The following is a 23,232-nucleotide window of genomic DNA, read 5'->3' as shown; positions in this document are numbered from 1 at the left end:
AAATTTAACTTTATTTAGTACATGAAAAAGCAGTTCATTAATCTGTTGTTTTCTTCTGCTGTGATCAGCAGCCTAACGCTTTTGGACGCTGCTGCCCAGACAACTCCGCGCACCGGAATTAAAGGTGGTTTAAATGCCAGCACATTGTATCTCGACAATGTAGAGGATCGCAACGAGCGTATCGGTTTTCACGTTGGCGTATTTACGCAAATCCCGGTAAGCAGCTTCTTTGCAATCCAACCTGAATTGCAATATAGTATGAAAGGCGTCTCGGCGGATTATAATTTGCTGGGTGCGAGTGGCCGCAACACGTTTAAACTGAATTATGTGGAATTGCCCGTTCTGGCAACCTTCAAACTAGGCAACTCGGTCGACTTGCAGGCCGGACCGTATGCTTCCTATCTGGTTAGTTCCAAAGTGGCCTCCGAAGGCGATCTTGGTTCTGATTACCGAAGCATTAACCGGGATAACTTTAATACGTTTGATTACGGTTTAGCCGGTGGTTTAAACATCTATTTCGGAACGGTTCTGCTGGGCCTGCGTTATGGACAAGGGCTGCAACCGGTGGCGAAAGATGGGGCGGCCCGGCTAGTGATGGGAAAGGCTAAAAATGCGGTTGGCCAGGTTTCAATTGGCTTTACGATTAAATAAAAAATGCACCCTTACGAACGAGTTGGCATAACCGCTTTATTCGTTTGTAAGGGTGCATCCTCTTTTAAAGATGAATATCGTACGCTTTGAGCTTATTATAGAGGGTTTTTCGGTCGATATTAAGCACTTCAGCGGCTTTCGTTTTATTATAGCCGGTTTTTTCAAGCACCTTAATAATGGCTGCGCGTTCTGCGTTTTCGGATACCGATTTTAAATTATTGGCCGGAGCAACCGTCGATACCACCGTGGTGCTATCTTCCATCGAGTAGCTGGGCGAAATAATTTCAAACGGCAGACAGTCCAGCGTAATGACATCGCTCTGCGCCAGCAGAACGGCCCTTTTCACAACGTTCTGAATTTCGCGCAGGTTACCGTGCCAGTAATATTCTTTCAGCTTCTCTTTTACGTCATCATCAAAGCCCTGCACATTCTTTTCCAGTTGCTCGTTGGCCAGGTCCAGAAAATGCTCGGCAAACAGAAGAATGTCGGCTTTACGGTCGCGGAGGGGGGTCAGCTCAATCCGGAATTCATCCAGACGGTGAAAAATATCTTCCCGGAAACGACCCTGCCGAACCGCTTCCCGCAGGTCTTCATTGGTTGCTACCAGAATCCGGACATCGACCACAATATCCGTGTTACTGCCAATGCGCCGGATTTTGCGTTCCTGTAGGACGCGCAGGAGTTTAATCTGATTCTCGTACGAGAGGTTTCCGATTTCGTCCAGAAACAAAGTTCCGCCGTTGGCGTACTCAAAACTCCCCATCTTGTCGGACGTGGCCCCCGTAAAGGCTCCCTTCACGTGACCAAAGAGTTCACTTCCGGCCAGCTCTTTCGAAAGGGCTCCGCAGTCGATAGCAACGAACGGTTTACCGGCCCGTTTACTTTTCTGATGAATGGCATTGGCAACAAACTCCTTGCCCGTACCGGTTTCACCGGTTATAATAACCGACATATTCGTCGGAGCAATCAAATCAATGTGCTTCTGAAGCATTTCAGCGGACCGGCTCTTTCCGAAAATAAAACGCCGGCCTCCCGTCAGGATGGTTCCCGCTTTGGGTGAACGGGTCACCGGTTTGACAGGGTTCACTTCTGGCACATCCTCCTCATGATCATCTGCGGCTCCGACGGCAACGGGACGGCCCTCAACCAGTTGGGTCCGGCGGTCCAGCGCGCTTTTGATGGTATAGAGAATTTCGTCCGGATACAGCGGTTTGGTCACGTAATCATAAGCGCCGTGCTTAACCGTTTGCACGGCCATCCGGACGTCGGAGTAACCCGTAATGATAATAACTGCGGTAGTTGGGTCCAGTATTTTGATGCGACGCAGCATTTCCAGGCCGTCCACATCGGGCAGCTTGAAATCACAGATAACCAGTTCGAACGAGTCTTTTCGCAGAAGAGTCAAGGCGTCATCTCCTCGTTGAACAGAAGCCGTCTTATATCCTTGTTTTGACAGAAAGCGTTCTAAAAGCAGGCATATATCCGTATTATCGTCAACGATTAAGATTCTTTCCATAAAAGGACAGTTACAGTGTCCGGTATAATAAACGTGGGTATAAAGTTAACTAAACTTGGATATATTGTAAAGCCTGTTCGATGGTCTTACGATTAAAAGGTTTGCCAATAAAGTAATCGGCTCCTTCCTGTGACGCTCTTTTTCGCTCCGCAATTCCATCAAACGCACTTATCATAATTACCTTGGTTTTGTCAGCCATGTTTCGGATATGAGACAATAGTTCAAATCCAACACCGTCAGGCAGACTTAAATCCAAAAATACCGCATCATATGTTTGCTGCGCCAGTCGCTGTCGCCCTTCTTCCAGGAAATTGGCGCAAGTAGGCTGATAGCCCATTCGCATTAACAAACCGGAGAGTAATAGACATATATCGGCTTCGTCGTCGACTATTAACACTCTTTTTGTATTCATCATATTTGATATAACCGGCTTATATTGACTTCCGGTTTGCCAGCCCCTCATATGCTATACCGAGTTTTACCGTTTTTCATTCATTCAAAAATTACCTCATATAGTCCTATAGATAATTATGTGCCTAAAATCCTCTATTGGCCCGTTTTTCGCATAATCATTTGAATTTGGGGTAAATTAAGGGGTATTTATAAAAAAATATAAAATAGGCAGCTTTAAAAAGCCGTATAAATAATTTCATATTTCGTTAAAAGGTGTGTTTTTCTCTACAACTTTATTCTACAACTGTGCATTTTTCTCCACACTTGTTTGGCTAGTATTCGAGTCTCATAGCAGAATGTCCAGCTCGTTTTTCGAGAAATGGTCCTACAAATATGCCATTTCTTGTATTTTTCAGTGTTGATGTTTCCTTATTATACTTTTGGCATAACATTTTCATATTAGATTGACACAAGCAGCCACTACGTAAATTACTCGGGTTGCAAAGCGATAACAATGGGAAACTTGCTCTACACAATTGCTGTCATTCTGATCATCATCTGGGCGCTAGGCTTTTTTGGTGTACTCGGAGCGGGCCTTGCAAGCAATAACCTGATTCACATTCTATTAGTGATTGCTATCGTTGCAATTTTGCTTCGGGTAATACGTGGACGGGGTGTTTAATCATTCGCACATCATTTAAAAATGCCGTTGACCCGATGGTCAATTGACTGTAGATATTTCGCTATTCACTACCCTAGCGATACGTTTAGGTTTAGGTGGTTTCATTTTAGGTTAAGTACAAGTTACGGTGGGTACGGAATCCCTGCACCAGATTTGAGTGCAGGGATTTTTTGTTATTCAGCTCCTTATGCCTTCTTCCCTGCTCCACCCGGACGATAGCCCGGTCAGATAAATGCCTATACATGTCCTCAGTGCGGTTCTACAGTTTGTAGAAAATATTCCTCATCTCCCTCTGTTTCAGATCACTGGCATATAAATAAAGAGGAACCTTAAACATTCTGATTAACAATAAGTTAATCATATACCCGGTGGGTAATAACGGAGTATGGTACAGATTTTTCTTACTACTCGTCGTAATCCGCCGTGTGCGGTCTCATTTTTCACTTAAACCGTTTGAAAGGGTATGAAATCGAATTTCAGTGGACTCGTAGTTGCAATATTAACAGGGGCTGCCCTGGGTTTATTACTCGCTCCCCGCAGCGGTAAGGACACCCGTAAAAAAATTACGAATGACTCCGACAAGTTTTTGAAAGACCTACAGGATACCATCACCAACGGGTTTAACAGCATTCGCAGCCAGTATGATGATGCGAAAGATTCACTGACTTCGAAATACAACGATGCAGTTGATACTGTCGCTTCACGGTCGAAAGATGCCGTTCAACAGGTTGAACGGAACACTAAATATTAATTAGATACATTTGCCAGTAGTACCGGCATTTAACAATTTTAAAATCGGAAACCCATGAGAAGTTCAAGAGATTTTTTGTTAGGATTTATTACCGGCGTAGTCGCAGGCATTTTGACAGCCCCGAAAAGCGGCCGGGAAAGCCGTCAGTGGATTCAGGACGAAGCTGACAAACGCACGAAGGATTTACAGGACCAGTGGAGTAAAGGAGTGGAACAGGTCAAGTCACAGGTTGATCAGGTTAAATCACAGGTTAACCAGCAGGTTAATCAGTGGACTGACAAACTACAGGACAAGGGTGGCCAGAACAAAGACGAGTTCAACAACACGGTTGATAACGTGGCCGACAAAGCCCATTCTGGTGTAGAATCTGCAAAGCAGTCCGTTAAAACTGAGTAAAGAGTACATAGAAGACTCGGTAAATCATTCCGCTAATTCTGTTTAATTTGCTCAACGTTATGATAAAAAGGCGAAACGTTTGTCAGTCAGGCGTTTCGCCTTTTTGTAACCGTTCTCTAACATAGTTCCTTCTAAAAGTAACGACTCTCTAATTTTAATGACAAAAATTTTGTCATTTGACTAAAAACTGACAATTTAATGGCTCAAAGGGATGATTTATCCTTGTTAGCTCGTGCCAAAGAGACCGTTTATAAAATAACTAAGTAGTTTTCATTGATTTTTTAGACTGACTTGGTGCTGTTGCTGTAAACAACTGCTATATTTGCAGATAAATTTGAGAATCAAGACATAAAGACATAGACCTGCTCATCAGGTCATTGATAAAGGCAGCCTAAGCCTGAACGGGCGGCTGTTTTTAAATGGTGTGGATATAGTCGGAAAGCTATTCGGGTACTCCCGGATAGCTTTTTTGTTTTGATACTCAGTAATTTTAGCTGATTTTAACCTGTCTTTAACGCCGGTTTAATCTATCTCTTTTACTTTTGAGAAGTTAAATTTTCCCTGACATATAGTTAATCCTTTATACAGGGAGGTTGAACATCAGAGCTGATGCATACATTAGCTTTGAATGGTGTGGATAGGATGAAAAAAGCTACCTGAAGGTGTATTTCGGGTAGCTTTTTTGTTTTATTGCTTTATATGTAGTATTTCGCTGGCAAATTATCCACTTCCTGAAAAAACAGTTATGAAAATTTTGGTGGTAGAAGACGAACCTAAACTCGCTTCATTCGTTAAAAAAGGACTTGAAGAACAATCATTTGAGGTGGATGTAGCCTATGATGGCCAGATTGGGCGCAACATGGCATTAAGCGTTAATTACGATGTGATCGTGCTGGATGTAAATGTTCCGAAAATAAACGGGTATGATCTGGCCAAATCCCTGCGCTCGGAAAACATTAAAACGCCCATTCTGATGCTGACGGCTATGGGTTCACTCGACAATAAAGTAGCCGGATTTGAAGCCGGAGCGGATGACTACCTGGTCAAGCCATTTGAATTTCGGGAATTGCTGGCCCGGCTGCGGGCATTGAGTAAACGGACTATCGACACCAGTATGCAGGCCAATCTGCTCCGGGTGGCCGATTTGGAACTGGACCTAAACGAAAAGATTGCCCGGCGGGGCGGAAAACGTATTGAACTGACCGCTAAAGAATTTGCCCTGCTGGAATACCTCATGCGTAACCGAAACCGGGTTGTTTCCCGCATCGATATTGCCGAAAAAGTTTGGGACATTCATTTCGATACCGGTACGAATGTCATTGATGTCTATGTGAATTTTTTACGCAAAAAAGTTGATAAAGATTTCCCATTCAAACTGATTCATACGGTAATCGGCATGGGTTATATGTTAAAAGAAGAGTAGGGAAGCCAGGTAAATACGGGTTTGTTCAACCTCTCTCCTTTTCTGTCTGCTACAGCTATGAACATCCGTACTCGCTTAACTGTACTCTTTGCGCTGCTGGTTGGCTCAATCCTCCTGCTGTTTTCGCTCTCCATTTACTACCTGTTCGATCAATACCGTGAACGGGAGTTTTATGAACGGCTCCGGCAGAATGCAGTTGCCACCGCCAAACTGCTGGAAAACGTTGAAGTAAGCGGTATCACGGAGGAAATGCTTCAACAGATTGAAAAGAATTACATGTCTTTTTTCAAAGGACACGTAACCATTTATCGGCCCGATAATAGAATCCTCCACTCAACCGATTCAGACCATGAACCGGTTCCGCTACAGTTTCTGGAACAGGTACGGAACGGCCAAGAAATCTTCCAGCGCCAGGGCGAAGTCGAGACCCTCGGTGTTCGGTATGACGATAACCACAACCGCCGTCTGGTCATCGTGGCTACAGCCATCGACCGGTATGGCTTCACCAAACTGCAATCGCTGCGGGACATTCTGTTTTTTAGTTGTCTGGGCAGCATGGTGATTGTTCTGCTGGCGGGCTGGTTTTTTGCGGGCGATGCACTCAAACCCGTGTCCCACATCATTGATCAGGTAAACGCCATCTCGGCCACCAATATCTATGCCCGGCTGCACGTTGGCAGGCCCAAAGACGAACTGGCCAAACTGGCGGTCACGTTCAACGAAATGCTGAACCGGCTGGAACAGGCCTTTATTCTCCAGAAAAATTTTGTCTCCCATGCCTCCCACGAACTCCGAACGCCCCTGACGGTGATGATGGGCCAGGTGGAGGTCGCGCTGATGCAGAATCGTACCCAGGCCGAATACAAACAGGCGCTGGAAAGTGTGCTCGAGGAAGGAAACAAGATGAATAAACTGGTTAACGGCCTGCTCGAACTGGCCCGGGTTAACGCCGACGCGGGCACGCTCTCCTTCAAACCCGTACGCATAGACGAACAACTTTGGCAGGCCCGTAGCCAGTTACTGAAAAAGAATCAGGAATACCGTATCGACATCGAATACGAAAACCTGCCCGGTACGGAAGAAGAACTGATCGTGATGGGCGAAGAAGCGCTGCTACAGATAGCTTTTCAGAACCTGATCGAAAATGGCTGCAAATACTCGAAAGATCATACCCTTATCGTCAACCTGAACGCGGGCGTTGACTACATCCAGCTAACCTTTATCGACCACGGCTACGGCATACCGCCGGAAGACATTCCCCATCTGTTCGAACCCTTTTTCCGCTCCGAAACGACGTCTGGTATTATTGGTCACGGTATTGGCCTCACCCTCACCCAACGGATTATTACCATTCACAAGGGGTATATTCGGGTAGAATCAGAAATTGGAAAGGGAACCTGCTTTGAAGTCACATTCCCGGTACGGAAAACAACCCCCGTTGAAAAATCCGTAGCCTTTGAACTGGACGATAAGCCCTAAGTCCCTCTGATTTAACCAGTTTTTAACTCAGCCTTAATTTACTTTTAACTAATCAGCAGGAATTTTGCTCCAGCCTTACGCTTACCTTGTGCATGGAGTCTGCTGTTTTAATTTTTACGGCCCTGAGTGGCTTCGGAGTGTTTTTATTCCGGGCGCAGACGAAATATTTTTTCAGTCTCTTTCTGCATACCCTGCTGATTGTTACGGCTTCTTCCTGGGCGTTCCGGGCGCTATCGACCGGTGGGTTGATGCAGTTTAATCTGCTCGAACTGGCGGGCTTCAACCTCTCGGCAAATATTGACAGCCTATCCGCTTTTTTTCTGACGATTATCAGCCTCACGCTCCTGATTGGCTTACTGTATGCCAACGGTTATTTGAAACTCTACCGTAAAACCCTGTCGGATGTTCGGTTGTCGTTGCACCATCTGGCGCTTTTGTGGCTCCATATTTCCCTGATTTTAGTAAACACCCTGCGCGAGGGAACCGCGTTTCTTTCGGCCTGGGAGCTTATGACGGTTTCGGCCTTCGGTCTGGTGGTCTTTGAAGCTGAGCGAAAGGAGATCCTGAAAACCGGCTTCAAGTACCTCCTCCAGATGCAAATCGGGCTGGCACTGATCACAACGGCTTTCCTGATTGCCAAATCAAACGGTTCGGTAGCTGGTTTTGAAACCCTCGATGCGTATTTCGGTGGCCACGGTTCACTCCCGGTATTTTTCCTGTTCTTCGTCGGATTCGGGATTTACGCCGGTTTTGCCCCGCTCCATACCTGGCTTCCTCCTACGCATCTGACGGCCCCCTCCCATGTTTCCAGTATCATGTCCAGCATCCTGACGCAAATGGGAATTTACGGTATTCTTCGGGTCCTGGTTTCGGTTCACACGGATTTGTTCCCGGTCGGCCTGCTGATCCTGACGGCATCATTCATAACGGCTTTTGTGGGCCTCCGGTATACCTTTACACAGCAGGATGGCAAGCGGTTGCTGGCTTACAGCAGCATCACGCATACGGGGATCATCGGCATCGGGATTGGGATTGGCGTGCTGGGTCTTGCCTTCCATACGTCCGCACTGGCGGCTTTGGGCTTTACCGGCGGTATTCTCCACATTCTTACCCATGCCTTGTCCAAATCGCTGTTATTTCAATGTATTGGGTCTATTTACCGGGCTACTCGCACCCGCCACCTTGAGCAATTGGGCGGACTGATGCAAACCATGCCGAAAACCTCGATGCTGTTTTCAATTGGCTTGCTGGCGCTTTGCGGAATCCCACCCCTCACTATATCCATTTCCGAAACTTTGCTTTACGCCGGTCTGCTCAAAGGACTGACGGTTGACAACTCCCTGCTGCACGTGTTGATCTGGACCGTGCTGCTGAGTCTTACTTTTCTGATTAGCTGGAGTATGTTCGGATTTATCAGGGTATTCCGGAGGACATTTTTAGACGCTGTCCGGTCTGAAGCCGCAGCGCAGGCAACGGAAGTATCTGATGACATGATTCTGCCCAAGGCCATCGCGGGCCTGAGTCTGCTTTTGATGGGTCTGTTTCCCAACGTCGTTTTAAAACTGGCCACGCAGGTAACGGCGCTCTTTGTTACGGACCTGCATTCGCTCGATGACATTGCCCCCGTACTGACGTATCTCGGAATCGGCGGGGTGGCGCTGGCCGGATTCCTACTCTGGACAATAAAGTTTCGCGGCAAAATTCAGAAACCGGTTAGCCTGAACTATCGCCGGCCGAACACACTCAATAAACCCAATCCGGAGCCTGAATTTGGATGATACGGCTTTTGTCGTATGCACTGACTTCGGGTAAACCGGTCGCTTTTTGTTATTTATTTAGGTTATTGTAAGCTCCGGCCGGTTGATTAACCGGCCGGACTTTTTTAAACTATTTCAGAATCGCTTCCAGACTGGCCGGTGAGTAATTGACGTTTTTCAGCGTCTTGTTATCAGCGGTCCGGTACACCAGGTACTTTCCGTCCGATTCGACGTAGTGACACTCAACGCCTTTCTCCTGATAATGCTGCACCGTGGCTTCGGCTTCTTCAACCGTTAAGCAGGCTTTGCTGAGGTTCGAGCGCTGCACCTCGTCGAACAACGTTTTGAATTTTTCGCCCAGACCAAATTCCAGAATCGCTCCGGCCAGGACATACTGCAAATCGCAGAGCGCGTCGGCTACTTCAACAATATCTTTTTCCAGAATCGCCACTTCCAGTTCCTTCAACTCCTCCGCCAGCAGGGCCACCCGGAGCTTACAGCGGGTTTCGGACGGTATCTGGGGAGCATCCAGCACCGGATGGTGAAAAGTACGGTGAAATTCGGCAACAGCATTTAATGAATCAGGTGTCTGCATCAGAAGTTATTTTTAAACAATTTAATGGCAATGGCAAGTAAAATGATACCGAAAACCTTCCGCAGAATGTTCGTGCCACCCGGCCCAATGCGGTTTTCGATCCATTCCGACGATTTCAGCACAATGTAAATCAGGACCAGGTTAATGAGAATACCAACCAGAATGTTGGCGGTTGCGTATTCGGCTTTCAGCGACAGAATAGTGGTCATGGTTCCCGCTCCGGCAATGAGTGGAAAAGCAATGGGCACGATGTGGGCCGACCCGGTGCTGTGCTCATCGGATTTGAAAATATTCCGGCCCAGAATCATTTCCAGTCCCAGCAGAAAAATAATTAACGCACCGGCCACCGCAAAGGACGATACGTCTACGCCGAATAACTTCAGAATCGATTCGCCAATGTACAGAAACGAAATCATCAGCAGCGCCGACGCCAGCGTAGCTTTCTCCGACTCGATTTTACCAACCTTTCGGCGCAGGTCGATAATAATCGGCAACGATCCGATGACATCAATCACCGAAAACAGAATAAGCGTAACCGATATGATTTCCTTAAAATTCAGCATCCGTCCGATAAGTCCGTAAAAACGCTTTCAACTGTTCAATTTCCCAATCCTCAATAGCGGGAAAGTTGGCAATCCGGAACGTTGTGGATTTCCACTCTCCGTAGCCGTTGCCCAGCGTAATACCGGCCTGCTGTGCAGCGGTTTTTACGGCCCGGATTTCCGCTTCACTTCCCCGCACGGCAATAACCGTGTCCGACCGTTGTTCGGGGCTTTCGATCAGCAGCTTCCAGGCGGTTTCTTCGCCCATAAACCGGTACCAGTCCGCAGCCCGTTTCCGAATCAGTTCGTCGGTTTGGGCAATGGGCGGAACCTGCTGCAACACCCGCATCAACAGGTAGATTCCCAAACCGTTCGGGGTAAACGGCGTCTGGTACTTTTCAATGTTTTCGTGAACAAACAGCAAACTGTTGTAATACTGCCGGTCGTTGATGATTTGGGCCTGTTTCAGAGCATCGGGTGAATAAATCAGTACCGCCAGCCCCGCCGGTAAACCCAGGCATTTCTGCACCGACGCAAACCAGACGTCGGCCAGCGTCCAGTCGAACGCCAGCCCACCCAGCGACGACACCGCATCGACCGCTATCAGTCCGCTGAACTCCTGCCGGAATTGGGCCAGCGTATTCATCCGGACCTGCGTACCGTTCGATGTTTCATTCTGCACCACGCACAGGACATCGGCCTCACCGGGCATAATCATCGGTTTGATGCGGTGGGCGTATTCCATCCATTTTTTCCCGAAAGCCCCGCCGTAGGGATGCAGGCTCGTTGTCACCGTCAGCGATTGCGCCACAATCTCCCAGCACTCCGTAGCCGACGACACAAAGGCAATGTGGTAATCCGCCGGAATGGCCAGTTTTTCGTGCAGCAGCTGGACGGTTTCCTTCACAATATCCATAAAACCGGCGCTGCGGTGGTTCAGGCTTACTACACCCGAGCGTATGGCTTCCTGCGCATAATCGGCCACCTGCGGATAGACTTTGGAAGGACCGGGATAAAAGGTAATCATTGGCGATAGGTTACGGGCTAAGCGCCCAGACTTACTAAATACCGTACGGCCAGATCGTACCCCATCAGGCCCAGCCCAACAATAACCCCTTTGCACTTGGCCGACAGATAGCTGTGGTGCCGAAAGGCTTCGCGGGCGTGAACGTTGGAAATATGCACTTCAACCGCAGGTGCTGTCACGGCCGCCAGCGCATCCGCCAGCGCAATGGACGTGTGCGTATAAGCCCCGGCATTGATCACAATACCGTCGACGGTAAAGCCCAGTTCGTGAATTTTATCAATCAGTTCACCCTCGTGGTTCGACTGAAAATACCGGATCTGCACGTCCGGGAAAGCCTGTTCGATGGTTTCGAGGTAATCGACAAACGTACGGCTTCCGTAAATTTCCGGTTCACGCTTGCCCAGCAAGTTTAGGTTAGGACCATTTAAAATCAGAATCTGTTTCATAGCCAGTGGTTTAAGGGAGGAAAAGCAAGACGGTTATGAAATACGGTTTTGCATTCATTGCGTTTGTCCGGATTAAACCGTAATTCGCAGGCAGGAATCCGTACTGATACCGTGTGGCAAAGTTACATTAACGCATTTAAAAATTACCTGAACCTGGAACGTTCGCTGGCCGAAAATTCCGTGGAAGCCTATCTGCGCGACGTTACCAAGTTGCGCGAATTTGTGGAATTATCGGGAGAAACAGCTTCTCCTACGGTGGTCACCGAAGACTTGATCTTTGCTTTTCTGGCCTACCTGACCGATCTCGGGTTGTCGGCCCAGTCGCAGGCCCGTATTCTATCCGGCCTGAAAGCTTTCTATAAATTTTTGCTGCTGGAAAACGAGATCCAAACCGACCCGACGCAACTCATCGACGGTCCGAAGCTCAGCCGAAAACTGCCGGATACGCTCAGTTCCCCCGAAATTGAAGCCATTCTGGCCGCCATTGATCTCTCAACGCCCGGCGGCACCCGCGACCGCGCCATGATTGAGATGCTGTACAGCTCCGGCCTGCGTGTGTCCGAACTGCTCGATCTGCGGCTGACCAACTGTTATTTCGAAGTGGGTTTCATCCGCATTACCGGAAAGGGCAACAAAATGCGGCTGGTGCCCATCGGCAAAGACGCCATCAAACACACGACGCTGTACGTCGAGCATATCCGAAGTCAGCTGGACGTTCAGAAAGGAGCGGAAGACACGGTTTTTCTGAATCTGCGAGGGGGCACACTCTCGCGCGTATCGGTGTTCAAAACCATTAAAAAACTGGCGATTGAAGCCGGTGTTCAAAAAGAAATCAGTCCGCACACGTTCCGGCATTCGTTTGCCACTCACCTGATTGAAGGGGGCGCCGATCTGCGGGCGGTTCAGCAGATGCTCGGCCACGAATCGATCACAACGACTGAGATTTACACCCATCTCGACCGGGACTATCTGAAGCAGATTATTACGGACTTTCATCCCCGCTCCTAGCAAACAAAAGTGCCCGCCGTTAAAAACAGCGGGCACTCCTTCGTCGGTTAACCCTAACCCAAATCACATTTATTATTTTTAGTATCTACGATTCCACGGCGGCTTTGTCGCCGGTGAAATACTGTTCTGTTTGTTTAAACAAGAAGTTAAAAGAAGTCATGGTTCCGTAAATACGGGTGATATACTGCTGAAGGTTGATTTTCTCTTCCTCGTCGAGCGAACTGGTGTTGATCCGTTGCTCCAGTACCCGTAACCGATCGCGCATCATGACAATCTTGTGAAAAAACACTTCAATTGCTATTTCTTTGGAAGCCAGATTCGTCCGTCCCGGCTTTAAAATCAACTTCCCGCCTTTCCATTTGTCACCAAGGGGCACCACTTCCGTTACATCCACCCACTTTTGCAATACCCGGACCAGAGATTGCTCCACATCGAGCAGACTGACCAGATCACGATCCGGCTCTACCTCTTCAATCACTTCCAGAGGAGTATTGAATTTTATTATTTTGACACCGGTTTCGATAAAAGTCACAACATATCCGTTCGATTTTATATTGATAATAACCCCGACACCAAATTCGCTATGTTTCACCCGCGATCCGATTCCTAAAACAGTCTCCATCTCCATTCCTTTATTTGTTTGTACACAAATAATGTGCCAAATAAAATCAAGGGTGACGCGATAAAACAGAAATATTCGTCGTTTTTTATCTCATTATAGTTCGCTTTTTGCCCCCTTCGGGAGAAGAACTTTACAGACGCAGGTGGATTTGGCGGTGATGGTCGTGGCTTCGTCCAGCAGATCAAAGCCGTCTCTAATGCGATGCCAAAGTTCATCGCTATGCTTATGGTCATTGATCGTAACAATTAGTAAACCATTCGCTTTCAAGCGCGTAGCATACCGCTGAAGGGTTTCGAGCGGATGACGGCTGTAATAAATCGATTCGTTAAAAATAATCAGATCGAATGATCCTTCGGGCTGGTAGGTATCCATATCGCCTACGCGATAGGTACATTTTCCGTCGGCCTGCGCCTGCGCCGTCTGGATGGCCCTGTCCGAAATGTCCAGCCCTACATACCGCCCGTAATTCTGGGTCTGAAGCCGTTGTTGTAAAAGACCTTCCCCACACCCGATCTCCACAATTTCGGGCTGCCCGGGTTTAAGGTATTTAATGTAACCGATGATGACGCTGAACCGGGCCAGTTCGTCAAGCCCCTTCAAGCCCTCCCACAAGCCTTTGTCATACTGGTAATTCCAGCGGTCGCGGTTCATGCGAAAAACCTTGCGTTTAATAAACGACGTAATACGGCCCATACGGTTTGTTTAATGCTGAAAATGCCTGATTAGCGGCTGGTACTATCTTCGACAAACACGGTGTCCGACGTATCCAGCACCGAGGTGTCGATGTCCGTACCATCCGGTTCGACGGGCAAGGCCCGTTCAAGCTGCCGTTTTTTATTCCAGGGCGCCGTTGTGCGTCGGCCCATGTCGATGGCCAGCAGGGCTATAATAACGGTAAAAATCAGGGCGACTATAAAAAGAATACGCCGGTTTTGCTTCATGATTCTTTCAATTTTTTCGGCACAATCAGGTCCACTAATTGCCCCGTCCGACCCGACACTTCCGCCCACTCCAACCCATCAAATTCAATAATGGCAACGGCTCCTTTGCTCATTGAACCCACGTCGGCATGCGTCAGAAACTCGGCAAAATAGGAGATGTCGGGATTATGGCCAAAAAGCATCACCGACTGGCACTGGCTGCTGACTTCGTTGATGGCGGCCATGTACGCTTTCGGCCCGCCATCGAACAGCCTGGCTTCCAGCACCATCGAGTCCGGATCAAGGTTCAACTGTTCCGCTATCACCTTCCCGGTGTCTTTGGCGCGATTGGCCGTACTGCTGATCAGACAGTCGGGTTTTATACCCATTGCTGCCAGATGACGCCCCATCCGGGCCGCGGCCATAATCCCTTCCGAAACCAGGTCGCGGTCGTGGTCACGCTGGAAACTGGCCCGATCTTCAGCCTTTGCGTGCCGGACAAGGTAGAGTACTTTCTTCATATGTTGTAGGTTAAGAGAAGCCGTTTTTTTTCAAAACTACTAATTCTCGTGAAAAGACCATGTCTCAACCCGCCGAGTTGCCGGATTGTTCCTCAGCCTGCCCTAAAAATTTCGTATCTTTGTATTTTACAAGAAGCATCAGACGAAAAGAGGCCAACCATACGGGCCGTTTAGTATATAATGAGTACGACACAGGAAATTAGCCGTCGCCGGACCTTTGCGATCATTAGTCACCCGGATGCCGGGAAAACGACACTGACCGAAAAATTGCTGCTCTTTGGGGGCGCTATCCAAACCGCCGGAGCCGTTAAGTCCAACAAAATCAAGAAGTCGGCCACCTCAGACTTCATGGAAATTGAAAAGCAGCGCGGTATTTCGGTGGCCACGTCGGTTATGACGTTTGAATACCGTGACCTTAAAATTAACATTCTGGATACGCCGGGTCACAAAGACTTTGCGGAAGATACCTACCGGACACTTACCGCCGTCGATAGTGTAATCCTGGTTATCGACTGCGTAAAGGGCGTAGAGGAACAAACCGAACGGTTGATGGAGGTCTGCCGGATGCGCGATACACCGGTTATTATTTTCATCAACAAACTCGACCGCGAAGGCCAGAATCCGTTCGATCTGCTGGACGAACTGGAAGCCAAGCTTAACATCCGCGTCCGCCCGCTGACGTGGCCGGTCAACATGGGGTCGGATTTCAAAGGCGTTTACAGCCTTTACGACAAAACCATGAACTTCTTCCGCGTCAACAAAACGAAGGTAGAAGACGATATTCTCGAAATTGACATCAACACGCCCGTGCTGGACCAGAAAGTGGGCGAGCGCGATGCCGCTCAACTCCGCGAAGATGCCGAGCTGATTGAAGGCGTCTATGACCCGTTCGACCGGCAAACGTACCTGGAAGGCAAAGTAGCACCGGTATTTTTTGGCTCGGCGGTGAATAACTTTGGGGTTAAAGAGTTGCTCGATACGTTCTGCGACATCTCGCCCGAACCCATCGCCCGCGCCACCGACAAACGGGTCGTTAAGCCGGAAGAATCGAAGTTTACCGGTTTTGTCTTTAAAATTCACGCGAACCTCGACCCGCGTCACCGCGACCGGATTGCGTTTCTGCGGATTTGTTCCGGCACATTCGAACGGGGGAAATTTTACCACCATACCCGCCTGGACAAAGACGTACGGTTTTCGAGTCCGTTCAGCTTCATGGCCGACAGCAAAAGCATTGTTGAAGAAGGTTACCCGGGCGATGTGGTTGGTTTGTACGATACCGGCTCGTTTAAAATTGGCGATACGCTAACCGAGGGCGAAGAGCTGCAATACACCGGAATTCCGAGTTTTTCACCCGAGATTTTCAAAGAACTCATCAATGCCGACCCGATGAAATCCAAGCAACTGGAAAAAGGGATTCAGCAATTAACCGATGAGGGTGTCGCGCAGTTGTTTACCCTGATCAGCGGAAACCGGAAGATCGTCGGTACCGTGGGCGAACTGCAATTTGACGTTATTCAATACCGTCTCGAACACGAATATGGTGCCAAATGCCGCTGGGTTTCCATGCCGGTATCCAAAGCCTGCTGGCTCACCTCGGACGACAAAAAGAAACTGGATGAATTTATCCGTCTAAAAGGACTCGCCATTGCGTACGACAAAGATGGCAACCCGGTTTTTCTGGCCGAATCTGACTGGATTCTGCGGATGAACATTCAAAATAACCCCGACATTAAATTCCACTTTACGTCCGAATTCAAGACGGCGGTGGAAGCGTAAGCAATGTCTTTCAGCATCAAAAAGCCGGAATCTGACTGGATTCCGGCTTTTGCTATTTAAAGCGAAAATCCAAACCAACTGACCTGAAAACCGGCGTTGCTACTGGCTGTTGATCCGTTCAGGCTTGTTTATGAGCCAAAAGCGCCTGACACGATCAGTTTTTTTGCGGTTATTCTGGTAAAATACCGTTCTTAACCGTTAAAATGGTAATTATACGGTTTGAAGTTACCCCATACTCCTTATGCAAACGTCCGTTACTGAGCGATTTCTGCGTTACGTTCAGATTGATACGCAATCCGATCCCCATTCTACAACCAATCCGTCTACCGAAAAACAAAAAAACTTAGGCCGTTTACTGGTCCAGGAACTGCACGAAATCGGTATTTCTGACGCCGAACTGGACGAGTACGGGTATGTGTATGCTACCATTCCGGCGAATACCGACAAACCGAACGTGCCCGTGTTGTGCCTCTGCGCCCACATGGATACGTCGCCGGATGTAACCGGTGAAGGCGTCCAACCGCTTATCCACCACGGCTGGGACGGTTCTGACATCGTACTGCCCGACGATCCCACCCAAATCATCCGCCGGGCCGACCACCCCGACCTGAATGATCAGATCGGCAATGATATCATCACCGCCAGCGGAACCACCTTGCTAGGCGCCGACAACAAAGCCGGAGTGGCCGAAATCATGGCGGCCGCCGAGCTGATTATGAAAGAGCCGGTTATTAAACACGGGAAAATTCGCCTGCTTTTTACACCCGACGAAGAAGTTGGACGCGGAACCGAGAAAGTTGATCTGGAAAAACTAGGCGCGGATTTTGGTTACACGATTGATGGCGAAATGCGCGGCACGCTGGAAGATGAAACGTTTTCGGCGGATGCCGTACGAATCACCATTCGGGGCGTTAGCACCCATCCGGGCTTTGCGAAAGGCAAGCTGGAAAATGCGTTAAAAATTGCCGCTGACCTGCTGGCTGCCCTCCCGAAAGATTCGCTCTCGCCCGAAACCACCGAAGGTTACGAAGGCTTTATTCATCCGGGCCATCTGGAAGGCAATCAGGATCAGGCGGTGGTTGACTTTATTATCCGCGATTTCAGCGTCAGCGGATTGCACCAAAAAGAGCAATACCTTCAAGATCTGCTGAACACGGTCCTGGCTTCGTACCCTAATTCCAGCGCCACGTTCGACGTGAAGGAGCAATACCGCAACATGAAGGAAGTGCTTGACCAGCACCCCCCCGTAGTTGAAAATGCGCTGGAAGCCATTCGCCGAAGCGAACTTACGCCCGAGCGCCGGAGCATCCGGGGCGGTACAGACGGTTCGCGGTTGTCGTTCATGGGTCTACCCTGCCCCAATATTTTCGCGGGCGAACACGCGTTTCACTCGCGACTCGAGTGGGTATCGGTTCAGGATATGGGAAAAGCTGTAGAAGTAATCGTGAACCTGTGTCAGGTTTGGGAGGAAAAAGCCTGAATGAATGACTAACATCATAAAAAAGCCGTCCGGAGGGTTACTCAGGACGGCTTTTCTGTGCGTTTTAGCGTACGTCAGGCAATTGTCTTGGTCACGCCCCCATCCACCCGGATCGCGGCTCCGTTGGTGGCCGATGCCAGCGGACTGACGAGATAAGCCACCATGTTGGCGATTTCCTGCGTGGTGGCAAACCGTTTTATGATCGACGTTGGGCGGGCATTTTTAAAGAAATCTTGCTCCATTTCTTCTACCGACACATTACTTCTTGCCGCCATGCTGCCGATAAAATCACCAACACCTTCCGAAAACGTTGGGCCGGGCAATACGGTATTGACCGTCACCTCTGTGCCGGTTGTCAGTTCGGCCAAACCGCGCGAAATAGCCAGTTGGGCGGTTTTTGTGGTGCCGTAATGAATCATTTCGGTGGGGATTTGCAGCGCCGATTCGCTGGACACAAAGATGATACGCCCCCAGTTTTTTGCCAGCATTTTCGGGAAATAATGACGAGAAAGCCGCACCCCGCTCAGTACATTTACTTCGAAAAACCGGAACCAGTCTTCATCCGGGATATCCGCAAACTCTTTCGGTTCGAAAACCCCGACGTTATTGATCAGAATATCCACTTCGGGCAAGGCCGCCAGCAAGGCATTGACTTCCTCCACCTTGCTAAAATCAGCCGCGATGCCACGGAATCGGGTCCCGGGCAACTCTTTCGACAAGTGCTGTACCAGGGCTTCGACCCGCTCTTTATTTCGACCATTAATGATGACTTCAGCACCTTCCTGAGCCAGCGTTTTGGCAATTGCCAGGCCAATTCCGGCGGTTGAGCCCGTTACCAGAGCGGTCTTTCCGCTTACTTGTAAATCCATGAGGCAGTTGTTTTTAAGAATACCGTTCCGTAATCGCTTTGGCCCGTTCCCGGGTCTCGGCAATCAACGGATGCATCGGTTGGGCTAACGCTTCCAGCACGTCGGCAACCGTGTCCTTGAACAACAAATTAAGCGGTAATTCGTGCCGCTCCTGCGCGGTTTTTAACACAACAACCGGTTTGGCCTGTCCCTGTGCGGCATGATGTCCGTACCAGGTTTTTGCTTCCTGCCAGGAGGCTTCTATATCCTCGTGGGTCATATCAACTACAAACTCTTCAGTCGGCAGGTGTAAATTTTTCCGATCCGCCATGCGAATATCCAGGTCCGCCAACTGCTGACGCAAGCCGATGATATCCTTGCCGGTCCGGATGCGTTCGCGTAGTGACTGACGGATAAAGTAGGTGATAGCCTGTGTTACATTCAGGCCAATCTCCGCCATTTGTTTGAAAATGAGCGACGTTGGCGACATACCGGGAATGGTATTAGGATCGTGGAGCAGTACCCGCCCCGGTTTGTCGGCTTCGTCCGGGGTCAGAAAACCGTCGATGCGGGCGCAGACGTTCATGCCCAGTTTTGTAAACACTTCAGTTACATTAACCTGAATTTCCCGGTTGTGTTCCAGACTGGTACCGACCGGAATCCGCTTCCGGGTCGTGCTGCCCGACTGGTATTTTGATTTAAAATCGAAACTCGTGACGTTGTAAATTTCGGTTGGCGGCAGGGCCACCGCCGTTCCATCGTCGTCCTGAATCACCCCACACGAAAACTCCTGCCCGCTGATAAACTCTTCAAACAGCACGTCATCCTCCGAATTGACCGATGCAATCATCAGCGATTGATAACCGGATTCGGCCCAGGCACTGGCTTTTTCCAGCAAATCCTTTGGATGGCAGATCACCTCGCCGGTTTCTTCGATCACCACGGGAAAGCCAATGCCCGAATCCAGCTCCGTAATGGACTGAATAGAAGCCACCTGCTCATCTTCTGAAAGTGCTTTCCAGCTTTCCAGATCAATTTCCTGCCGAAAAAAACATTGATCAACGGCCCGGATAAATGTATCCAGATCGTTTTCCCGAACAATCACCACGCCGATAGACGAACCCTGATGGGGGGCTTTCACAACAATCGGCAGGCCCAGCAGACTTTGCAGCGATTCAAAAACGCTGGCTTTATCGGCCTGATCCCAGGCCGGGCGGCTGATGGTGGAGGCCTTTTTCTCCTGGTTATTGACGAGCGCAATCAGTCCATTTTGCAGAATTTTATTAATCCCCACAGCCGACCCCATCAAACCCGGTCCGCTGTACGGTATTTTGTACCATTCCAGCAGGCCCTGAATGCCGCCGTCTTCGCAGTCTGGGCCGTGCATTGCCAGAAAAGCAAAATCAAAATGCTGCTTAAATTCCTGCGGTTGAATCCGCTGACCAATTGCGCTGATTTGCGCTTCGATCTCTTCGGCGGGCAGGCCGGCTAACGATTCAATATACACGCTGAAACGGCCGTCTGTCTGCTGCGGATAAAAAGCCCGGATTGAGCTTCTGGAGAGAAATTCTTCCCGAATCAGGATGAAGTTACCCAGTCCGTCAACAAACACCATGACGGGCTGGAATAATGTTTTATCGATATGAGTCAGGGCTGTGCGACCGCCGGCAAATGAGACTTCCCGTTCGCGCGACGGGCCTCCGAAGAAGATTCCTATTTTCATTTTGACACACCCACAGATTTTAGTCTGCGAGATTCTGGTAAGCTTATGGAATGAATGTACGACCCAGGTTGAAGCGACCTGCGCGGTCTGTGGGCGCAAAATAACAAAAAAGCCGCTAATCCGACGGACTAACGGCTAAACTCTTCAAACGCGAATTTTATAGACGATTTATCTCTTAAAACGCCGGGGTCAAATTAGTGGCTTCTACCCGCGAAACCTCCGGAACGGCTTTCAGAATGGCCTCTTCCAGACCCGCTTTAAACGTCATCGCCGACATTGGACAGGATCCACACGCGCCGACCAGTTCCAGACGAACCACTTTGTCGTTCGTCACTTCGAGCACTTTCACGTTGCCACCATCCGCTTCCAGATAAGGGCGAATACCGTTCAGTGCCGACTCTATTCGGTTTATTAATAATTCGTTATCGGTTGCAGTTCCCATTCTCGACGTAGTATATGACTGATGGTAAAAATACGCATTTTCCTCTTTTAATCCAATAAGATGGCTTATTGGCGGACAATTTCAACCGGCCGGGTCTTGTCCTGCGTGGCATTACGGACCGAAATCTGCTGCGCCAGGGCTTCAGCCACCGACCGAAATGCGCCCGACGTAACAGGATCGTTTTCGGTTACAACGGGTTTTCCGTCGTCGCCCGCTTCCCGAATGCTTTGCACCAGCGGAATCTGGCCCAGCAGCGGCACATCGTACTTGTCGGCCAGTTCCTGACCGCCCCCCTTGCCAAAAATAAAGTATTTTGAATCGGGCAACTCGGCGGGAGTAAAATACGCCATGTTTTCGATGACGCCTAATACCGGCACGTTAATTTGTGGCTGCCGGAACATGGCCAGCCCCTTGGTGGCATCGGCCAGCGCCACTTTTTGCGGAGTCGTTACAATAACGGCTCCCGTCACAGGCACGGTTTGCACCAGTGTCAGGTGAATATCGCTCGTACCGGGAGGAAGGTCAATCAGCAGGTAGTCCAGTTCTCCCCAGTGGGTATCGGCAAAAAACTGACGCAGGGCCTGACTCGCCATCGGTCCCCGCCAGATGATGGCATTATCCCGGGGCGTCAGAAAACCGATTGACATCAGTTTCACCCCAAACTGTTGAATGGGTTGCAGCATATTTTTGCCTTCTACCTGCCCCACTGCCGGTTGCAGTTCTTCCGCGCCAAACATAACGGGAATCGAAGGGCCGAAGATATCAGCGTCGATAATGCCCACTTTTGCGCCGGATTTGTACAGGGCTACCGCCAGGTTGGCCGTAACGGTTGATTTACCAACCCCACCTTTTCCGGAAGCAACGGCAATGATATTTTTAACGCCCGGTAAAACCGGTGTATTAAAACGGGTTGAGCTGACGTCGGCCGTCAAATTCACATTTACCTCGATATCGGGGCCAATATACGTGTGAATGGCATCAACGCAACGTTTGCGGATCAGTTCCTTCAACGGACAGGCGGGTGTGGTCAACACCACCGTAAACCGAACCTGATCTACTCCTAATTCAATGTCTTTCACCATATTAAGCGTAACTAGGTCACGCTTTAAATCAGGTTCTTCAACATGCCCAAGGGCGTTTAATACGGCTTCTTTTGTGAGTCTATAAGTTGACATACTGTGCAGTTACTGTTGGGTGAACAGCGAATCAGGCAGCCTGGTTCGCACCGGGGTCAATCGTTTGAAAAGCCCGTAGGCGTCGCTCTACTTCTTTAATCTCCTGACTGACATCCGTCTTTTTGGAAAATGCATCCAGTTGTTTCAGCAAGTTTTCCAGGAACCGCCGGTGTGACTCCGTTCCTTCGTGGAAAGGCCGGTGCGCCAGCGCTTTCCGAAGGCTCTGCCAGCCGGTGATGAATCCGCGAAGTTCGTCATCAAATGCGCATCCGGCAAATTTTTCAAAAATATACGTCTCGGCAACGGCGTTAGGGTGGATCAGATCGGCTTCATAAAACCGGTAATCCCGCAAATCGTCCATCATGATTTCGTAGGCCGGGAAGTAATGGACCTGCTCATTCCAGACCGTCAATTCATGGCTAACCGCCCGGAGAATCGACTTGCTAGTCTGATTAACGGGCAGCGAATCTTTGGTGTGGCGAACCGGACTGACCGTCAGCAGAATTTGCAAACCCGGATTTACCTGCTTTAAGGTCTTCACCAGACCGGTTAGCGTTCCCTGAATATGCTCGTAGGCATACAGGTACTTTTCAAACAGGAAACCCGGCATTTTCTGGCAGTTCGCTACTACCTTTCCGGCTTCCAGATGCCGGTAGACAACCGCCGTTCCCAGCGTCAGCACCAGCCAGTTGGCGCTTTTCAGCGCCTGACCGGTCTGAGTCAGGCACTCCGTCAGACGGCAGTGAAGTTCGTCGCGGGTATGGCCCCAAAGCGACGAATGAAAGTCATAATGGAACCACAGACCGTCGCGGTCAATGTATAAATCCGGATCGGGCTCCCCCTTCAGCAGAGCCGCCCGCAGCAGTTTATCAATCGATACCGGATTGAACAGCGTACCGAACGGATTGCTCAGTACGTTTACTTTGTTATCGGCCAGTTGGCGACCCAGCACTTCAGCAAAACAGGATCCAATAGTCACGATCCGGTCCTCGGGCCGGATCAGAACCGGGAGTTTTTCCGGTGTTAGTTCAGTACGAAAGTCCATACTGTAACAACAAA

General features: G+C 49.3%; 25 protein-coding genes. 10 read left to right on the top strand and 15 right to left on the bottom strand.

Going from position 1 to position 23,232, the window contains the following annotated elements:
• Positions 1–21: 21 nt before the first annotated feature.
• Positions 22–651 carry a porin family protein gene (locus LX87_RS18600; RefSeq protein ID WP_111629757.1) on the top strand — a complete coding sequence of 210 codons (630 nt, stop codon included), beginning with the start codon at positions 22–24 and terminating at the stop codon, positions 649–651.
• A 64-nt stretch (positions 652–715) separates the two neighbouring features.
• Here the strand turns inward: LX87_RS18600 and LX87_RS18595 are convergent, their stop codons facing one another.
• Positions 716–2,167, bottom strand: a complete 1,452-nt coding sequence (locus tag LX87_RS18595; protein WP_111629756.1) for a sigma-54-dependent transcriptional regulator — start codon at positions 2,165–2,167, stop codon at positions 716–718.
• A 49-nt stretch (positions 2,168–2,216) separates the two neighbouring features.
• Positions 2,217–2,582 (bottom strand): response regulator, encoded by a 366-nt coding sequence (locus tag LX87_RS18590; protein ID WP_229310720.1) that lies wholly within the window; start codon positions 2,580–2,582, stop codon positions 2,217–2,219.
• A 492-nt stretch (positions 2,583–3,074) separates the two neighbouring features.
• Here LX87_RS18590 and LX87_RS18585 point away from each other — a divergent pair, with 492 nt between their 5' ends.
• The 6 genes from LX87_RS18585 (at position 3,075) to LX87_RS18560 (ending at position 9,069) form a co-directional block, all read left to right on the top strand.
• Positions 3,075–3,242, top strand: coding sequence for a lmo0937 family membrane protein (locus tag LX87_RS18585; protein WP_111629755.1), 168 nt, complete (start codon positions 3,075–3,077; stop codon positions 3,240–3,242).
• A 463-nt stretch (positions 3,243–3,705) separates the two neighbouring features.
• Positions 3,706–3,993: a YtxH domain-containing protein gene (locus LX87_RS18580; protein ID WP_111629754.1), complete on the top strand. Its 288-nt coding sequence runs from the start codon at positions 3,706–3,708 to the stop codon at positions 3,991–3,993.
• A 54-nt stretch (positions 3,994–4,047) separates the two neighbouring features.
• Positions 4,048–4,389 carry a YtxH domain-containing protein gene (locus LX87_RS18575; RefSeq protein WP_111629753.1) on the top strand — a complete coding sequence of 114 codons (342 nt, stop codon included), beginning with the start codon at positions 4,048–4,050 and terminating at the stop codon, positions 4,387–4,389.
• Between the two features lie 745 nt (positions 4,390–5,134).
• Positions 5,135–5,812: a response regulator gene (locus LX87_RS18570; RefSeq protein ID WP_111629752.1), complete on the top strand. Its 678-nt coding sequence runs from the start codon at positions 5,135–5,137 to the stop codon at positions 5,810–5,812.
• 57 nt (positions 5,813–5,869) lie between these two features.
• Positions 5,870–7,291, top strand: coding sequence for an ATP-binding protein (locus LX87_RS18565; RefSeq protein WP_111629751.1), 1,422 nt, complete (start codon positions 5,870–5,872; stop codon positions 7,289–7,291).
• Between the two features lie 92 nt (positions 7,292–7,383).
• A complete protein-coding gene (locus tag LX87_RS18560) occupies positions 7,384–9,069 on the top strand; it encodes a proton-conducting transporter transmembrane domain-containing protein (protein ID WP_111629750.1) in 1,686 nt (561 codons plus the stop codon).
• A 109-nt stretch (positions 9,070–9,178) separates the two neighbouring features.
• On the opposite strand, the gene LX87_RS18555 is transcribed toward LX87_RS18560, so the two are convergent.
• The 4 genes from LX87_RS18555 to aroQ are packed head-to-tail and all read right to left on the bottom strand — an operon-like array spanning position 9,179 to position 11,658.
• Complete coding sequence (locus tag LX87_RS18555) at positions 9,179–9,643, bottom strand: pyrophosphohydrolase domain-containing protein (RefSeq protein ID WP_111629749.1); 465 nt, start codon at positions 9,641–9,643, stop codon at positions 9,179–9,181.
• Positions 9,643–10,206, bottom strand: a complete 564-nt coding sequence (locus tag LX87_RS18550; protein ID WP_111629748.1) for a MarC family protein — start codon at positions 10,204–10,206, stop codon at positions 9,643–9,645. Before LX87_RS18550 ends, LX87_RS18555 begins: the two co-directional genes overlap by 1 nt.
• On the bottom strand, positions 10,193–11,212 hold the full coding sequence (locus LX87_RS18545) for an aminotransferase class V-fold PLP-dependent enzyme (RefSeq protein WP_111629747.1): 1,020 nt from the start codon (positions 11,210–11,212) through the stop codon (positions 10,193–10,195). The genes LX87_RS18550 and LX87_RS18545 overlap by 14 nt, the downstream gene beginning before the upstream one ends.
• Before the next feature lie 17 nt (positions 11,213–11,229).
• The gene (aroQ, locus tag LX87_RS18540) at positions 11,230–11,658 is read right to left on the bottom strand and encodes a type II 3-dehydroquinate dehydratase (protein WP_111629746.1); all 429 of its coding nucleotides are present in this window, start codon (positions 11,656–11,658) and stop codon (positions 11,230–11,232) included.
• A 111-nt stretch (positions 11,659–11,769) separates the two neighbouring features.
• Between aroQ and xerD the strand changes: the two genes are divergently transcribed.
• Positions 11,770–12,666, top strand: a complete 897-nt coding sequence (gene xerD / locus LX87_RS18535) for a site-specific tyrosine recombinase XerD (protein WP_111629745.1) — start codon at positions 11,770–11,772, stop codon at positions 12,664–12,666.
• A gap of 85 nt (positions 12,667–12,751) precedes the next feature.
• On the opposite strand, the gene LX87_RS18530 is transcribed toward xerD, so the two are convergent.
• The 4 genes from LX87_RS18530 to LX87_RS18515 form a co-directional block, all read right to left on the bottom strand.
• Positions 12,752–13,288, bottom strand: coding sequence for a DUF8685 domain-containing protein (locus LX87_RS18530; protein WP_111629896.1), 537 nt, complete (start codon positions 13,286–13,288; stop codon positions 12,752–12,754).
• Positions 13,289–13,381: 93 nt separating this feature from the next.
• A complete protein-coding gene (locus LX87_RS18525; protein ID WP_111629744.1) occupies positions 13,382–13,981 on the bottom strand; it encodes a class I SAM-dependent methyltransferase in 600 nt (199 codons plus the stop codon).
• A gap of 29 nt (positions 13,982–14,010) precedes the next feature.
• Positions 14,011–14,229 (bottom strand): hypothetical protein, encoded by a 219-nt coding sequence (locus LX87_RS18520; RefSeq protein ID WP_111629743.1) that lies wholly within the window; start codon positions 14,227–14,229, stop codon positions 14,011–14,013.
• Positions 14,226–14,729: a SixA phosphatase family protein gene (locus tag LX87_RS18515; RefSeq protein WP_111629742.1), complete on the bottom strand. Its 504-nt coding sequence runs from the start codon at positions 14,727–14,729 to the stop codon at positions 14,226–14,228. Before LX87_RS18515 ends, LX87_RS18520 begins: the two co-directional genes overlap by 4 nt.
• Before the next feature lie 180 nt (positions 14,730–14,909).
• Here LX87_RS18515 and LX87_RS18510 point away from each other — a divergent pair, with 180 nt between their 5' ends.
• Together LX87_RS18510 and pepT are read left to right on the top strand one after the other, a co-directional pair.
• On the top strand, positions 14,910–16,505 hold the full coding sequence (locus LX87_RS18510; RefSeq protein ID WP_111629741.1) for a peptide chain release factor 3: 1,596 nt from the start codon (positions 14,910–14,912) through the stop codon (positions 16,503–16,505).
• A gap of 241 nt (positions 16,506–16,746) precedes the next feature.
• On the top strand, positions 16,747–17,985 hold the full coding sequence (gene pepT, locus LX87_RS18505) for a peptidase T (RefSeq protein WP_111629740.1): 1,239 nt from the start codon (positions 16,747–16,749) through the stop codon (positions 17,983–17,985).
• A 74-nt stretch (positions 17,986–18,059) separates the two neighbouring features.
• On the opposite strand, the gene LX87_RS18500 is transcribed toward pepT, so the two are convergent.
• From LX87_RS18500 to LX87_RS18480, 5 genes are all read right to left on the bottom strand, one after another.
• On the bottom strand, positions 18,060–18,854 hold the full coding sequence (locus LX87_RS18500; protein WP_111629739.1) for an SDR family NAD(P)-dependent oxidoreductase: 795 nt from the start codon (positions 18,852–18,854) through the stop codon (positions 18,060–18,062).
• A 13-nt stretch (positions 18,855–18,867) separates the two neighbouring features.
• Positions 18,868–20,556: a D-alanine--D-alanine ligase family protein gene (locus LX87_RS18495; protein ID WP_111629738.1), complete on the bottom strand. Its 1,689-nt coding sequence runs from the start codon at positions 20,554–20,556 to the stop codon at positions 18,868–18,870.
• 175 nt (positions 20,557–20,731) lie between these two features.
• Complete coding sequence (locus LX87_RS18490; protein ID WP_111629737.1) at positions 20,732–20,998, bottom strand: NifU family protein; 267 nt, start codon at positions 20,996–20,998, stop codon at positions 20,732–20,734.
• A gap of 65 nt (positions 20,999–21,063) precedes the next feature.
• Entirely contained in the window at positions 21,064–22,173 is a 1,110-nt protein-coding gene (locus LX87_RS18485) for an Mrp/NBP35 family ATP-binding protein (protein WP_111629736.1), read from the bottom strand.
• A 31-nt stretch (positions 22,174–22,204) separates the two neighbouring features.
• Positions 22,205–23,218, bottom strand: a complete 1,014-nt coding sequence (locus LX87_RS18480) for a GSCFA domain-containing protein (protein WP_111629735.1) — start codon at positions 23,216–23,218, stop codon at positions 22,205–22,207.
• Between the last annotated feature and the right edge of the window lie 14 nt (positions 23,219–23,232).

The sequence above is a fragment of the Larkinella arboricola genome (genome assembly GCF_003259745.1).
Taxonomy (GTDB): Bacteria; Bacteroidota; Bacteroidia; order Cytophagales; family Spirosomataceae; genus Larkinella; species Larkinella arboricola.
This window is presented reverse-complemented; position numbering and strand designations above follow the sequence as displayed.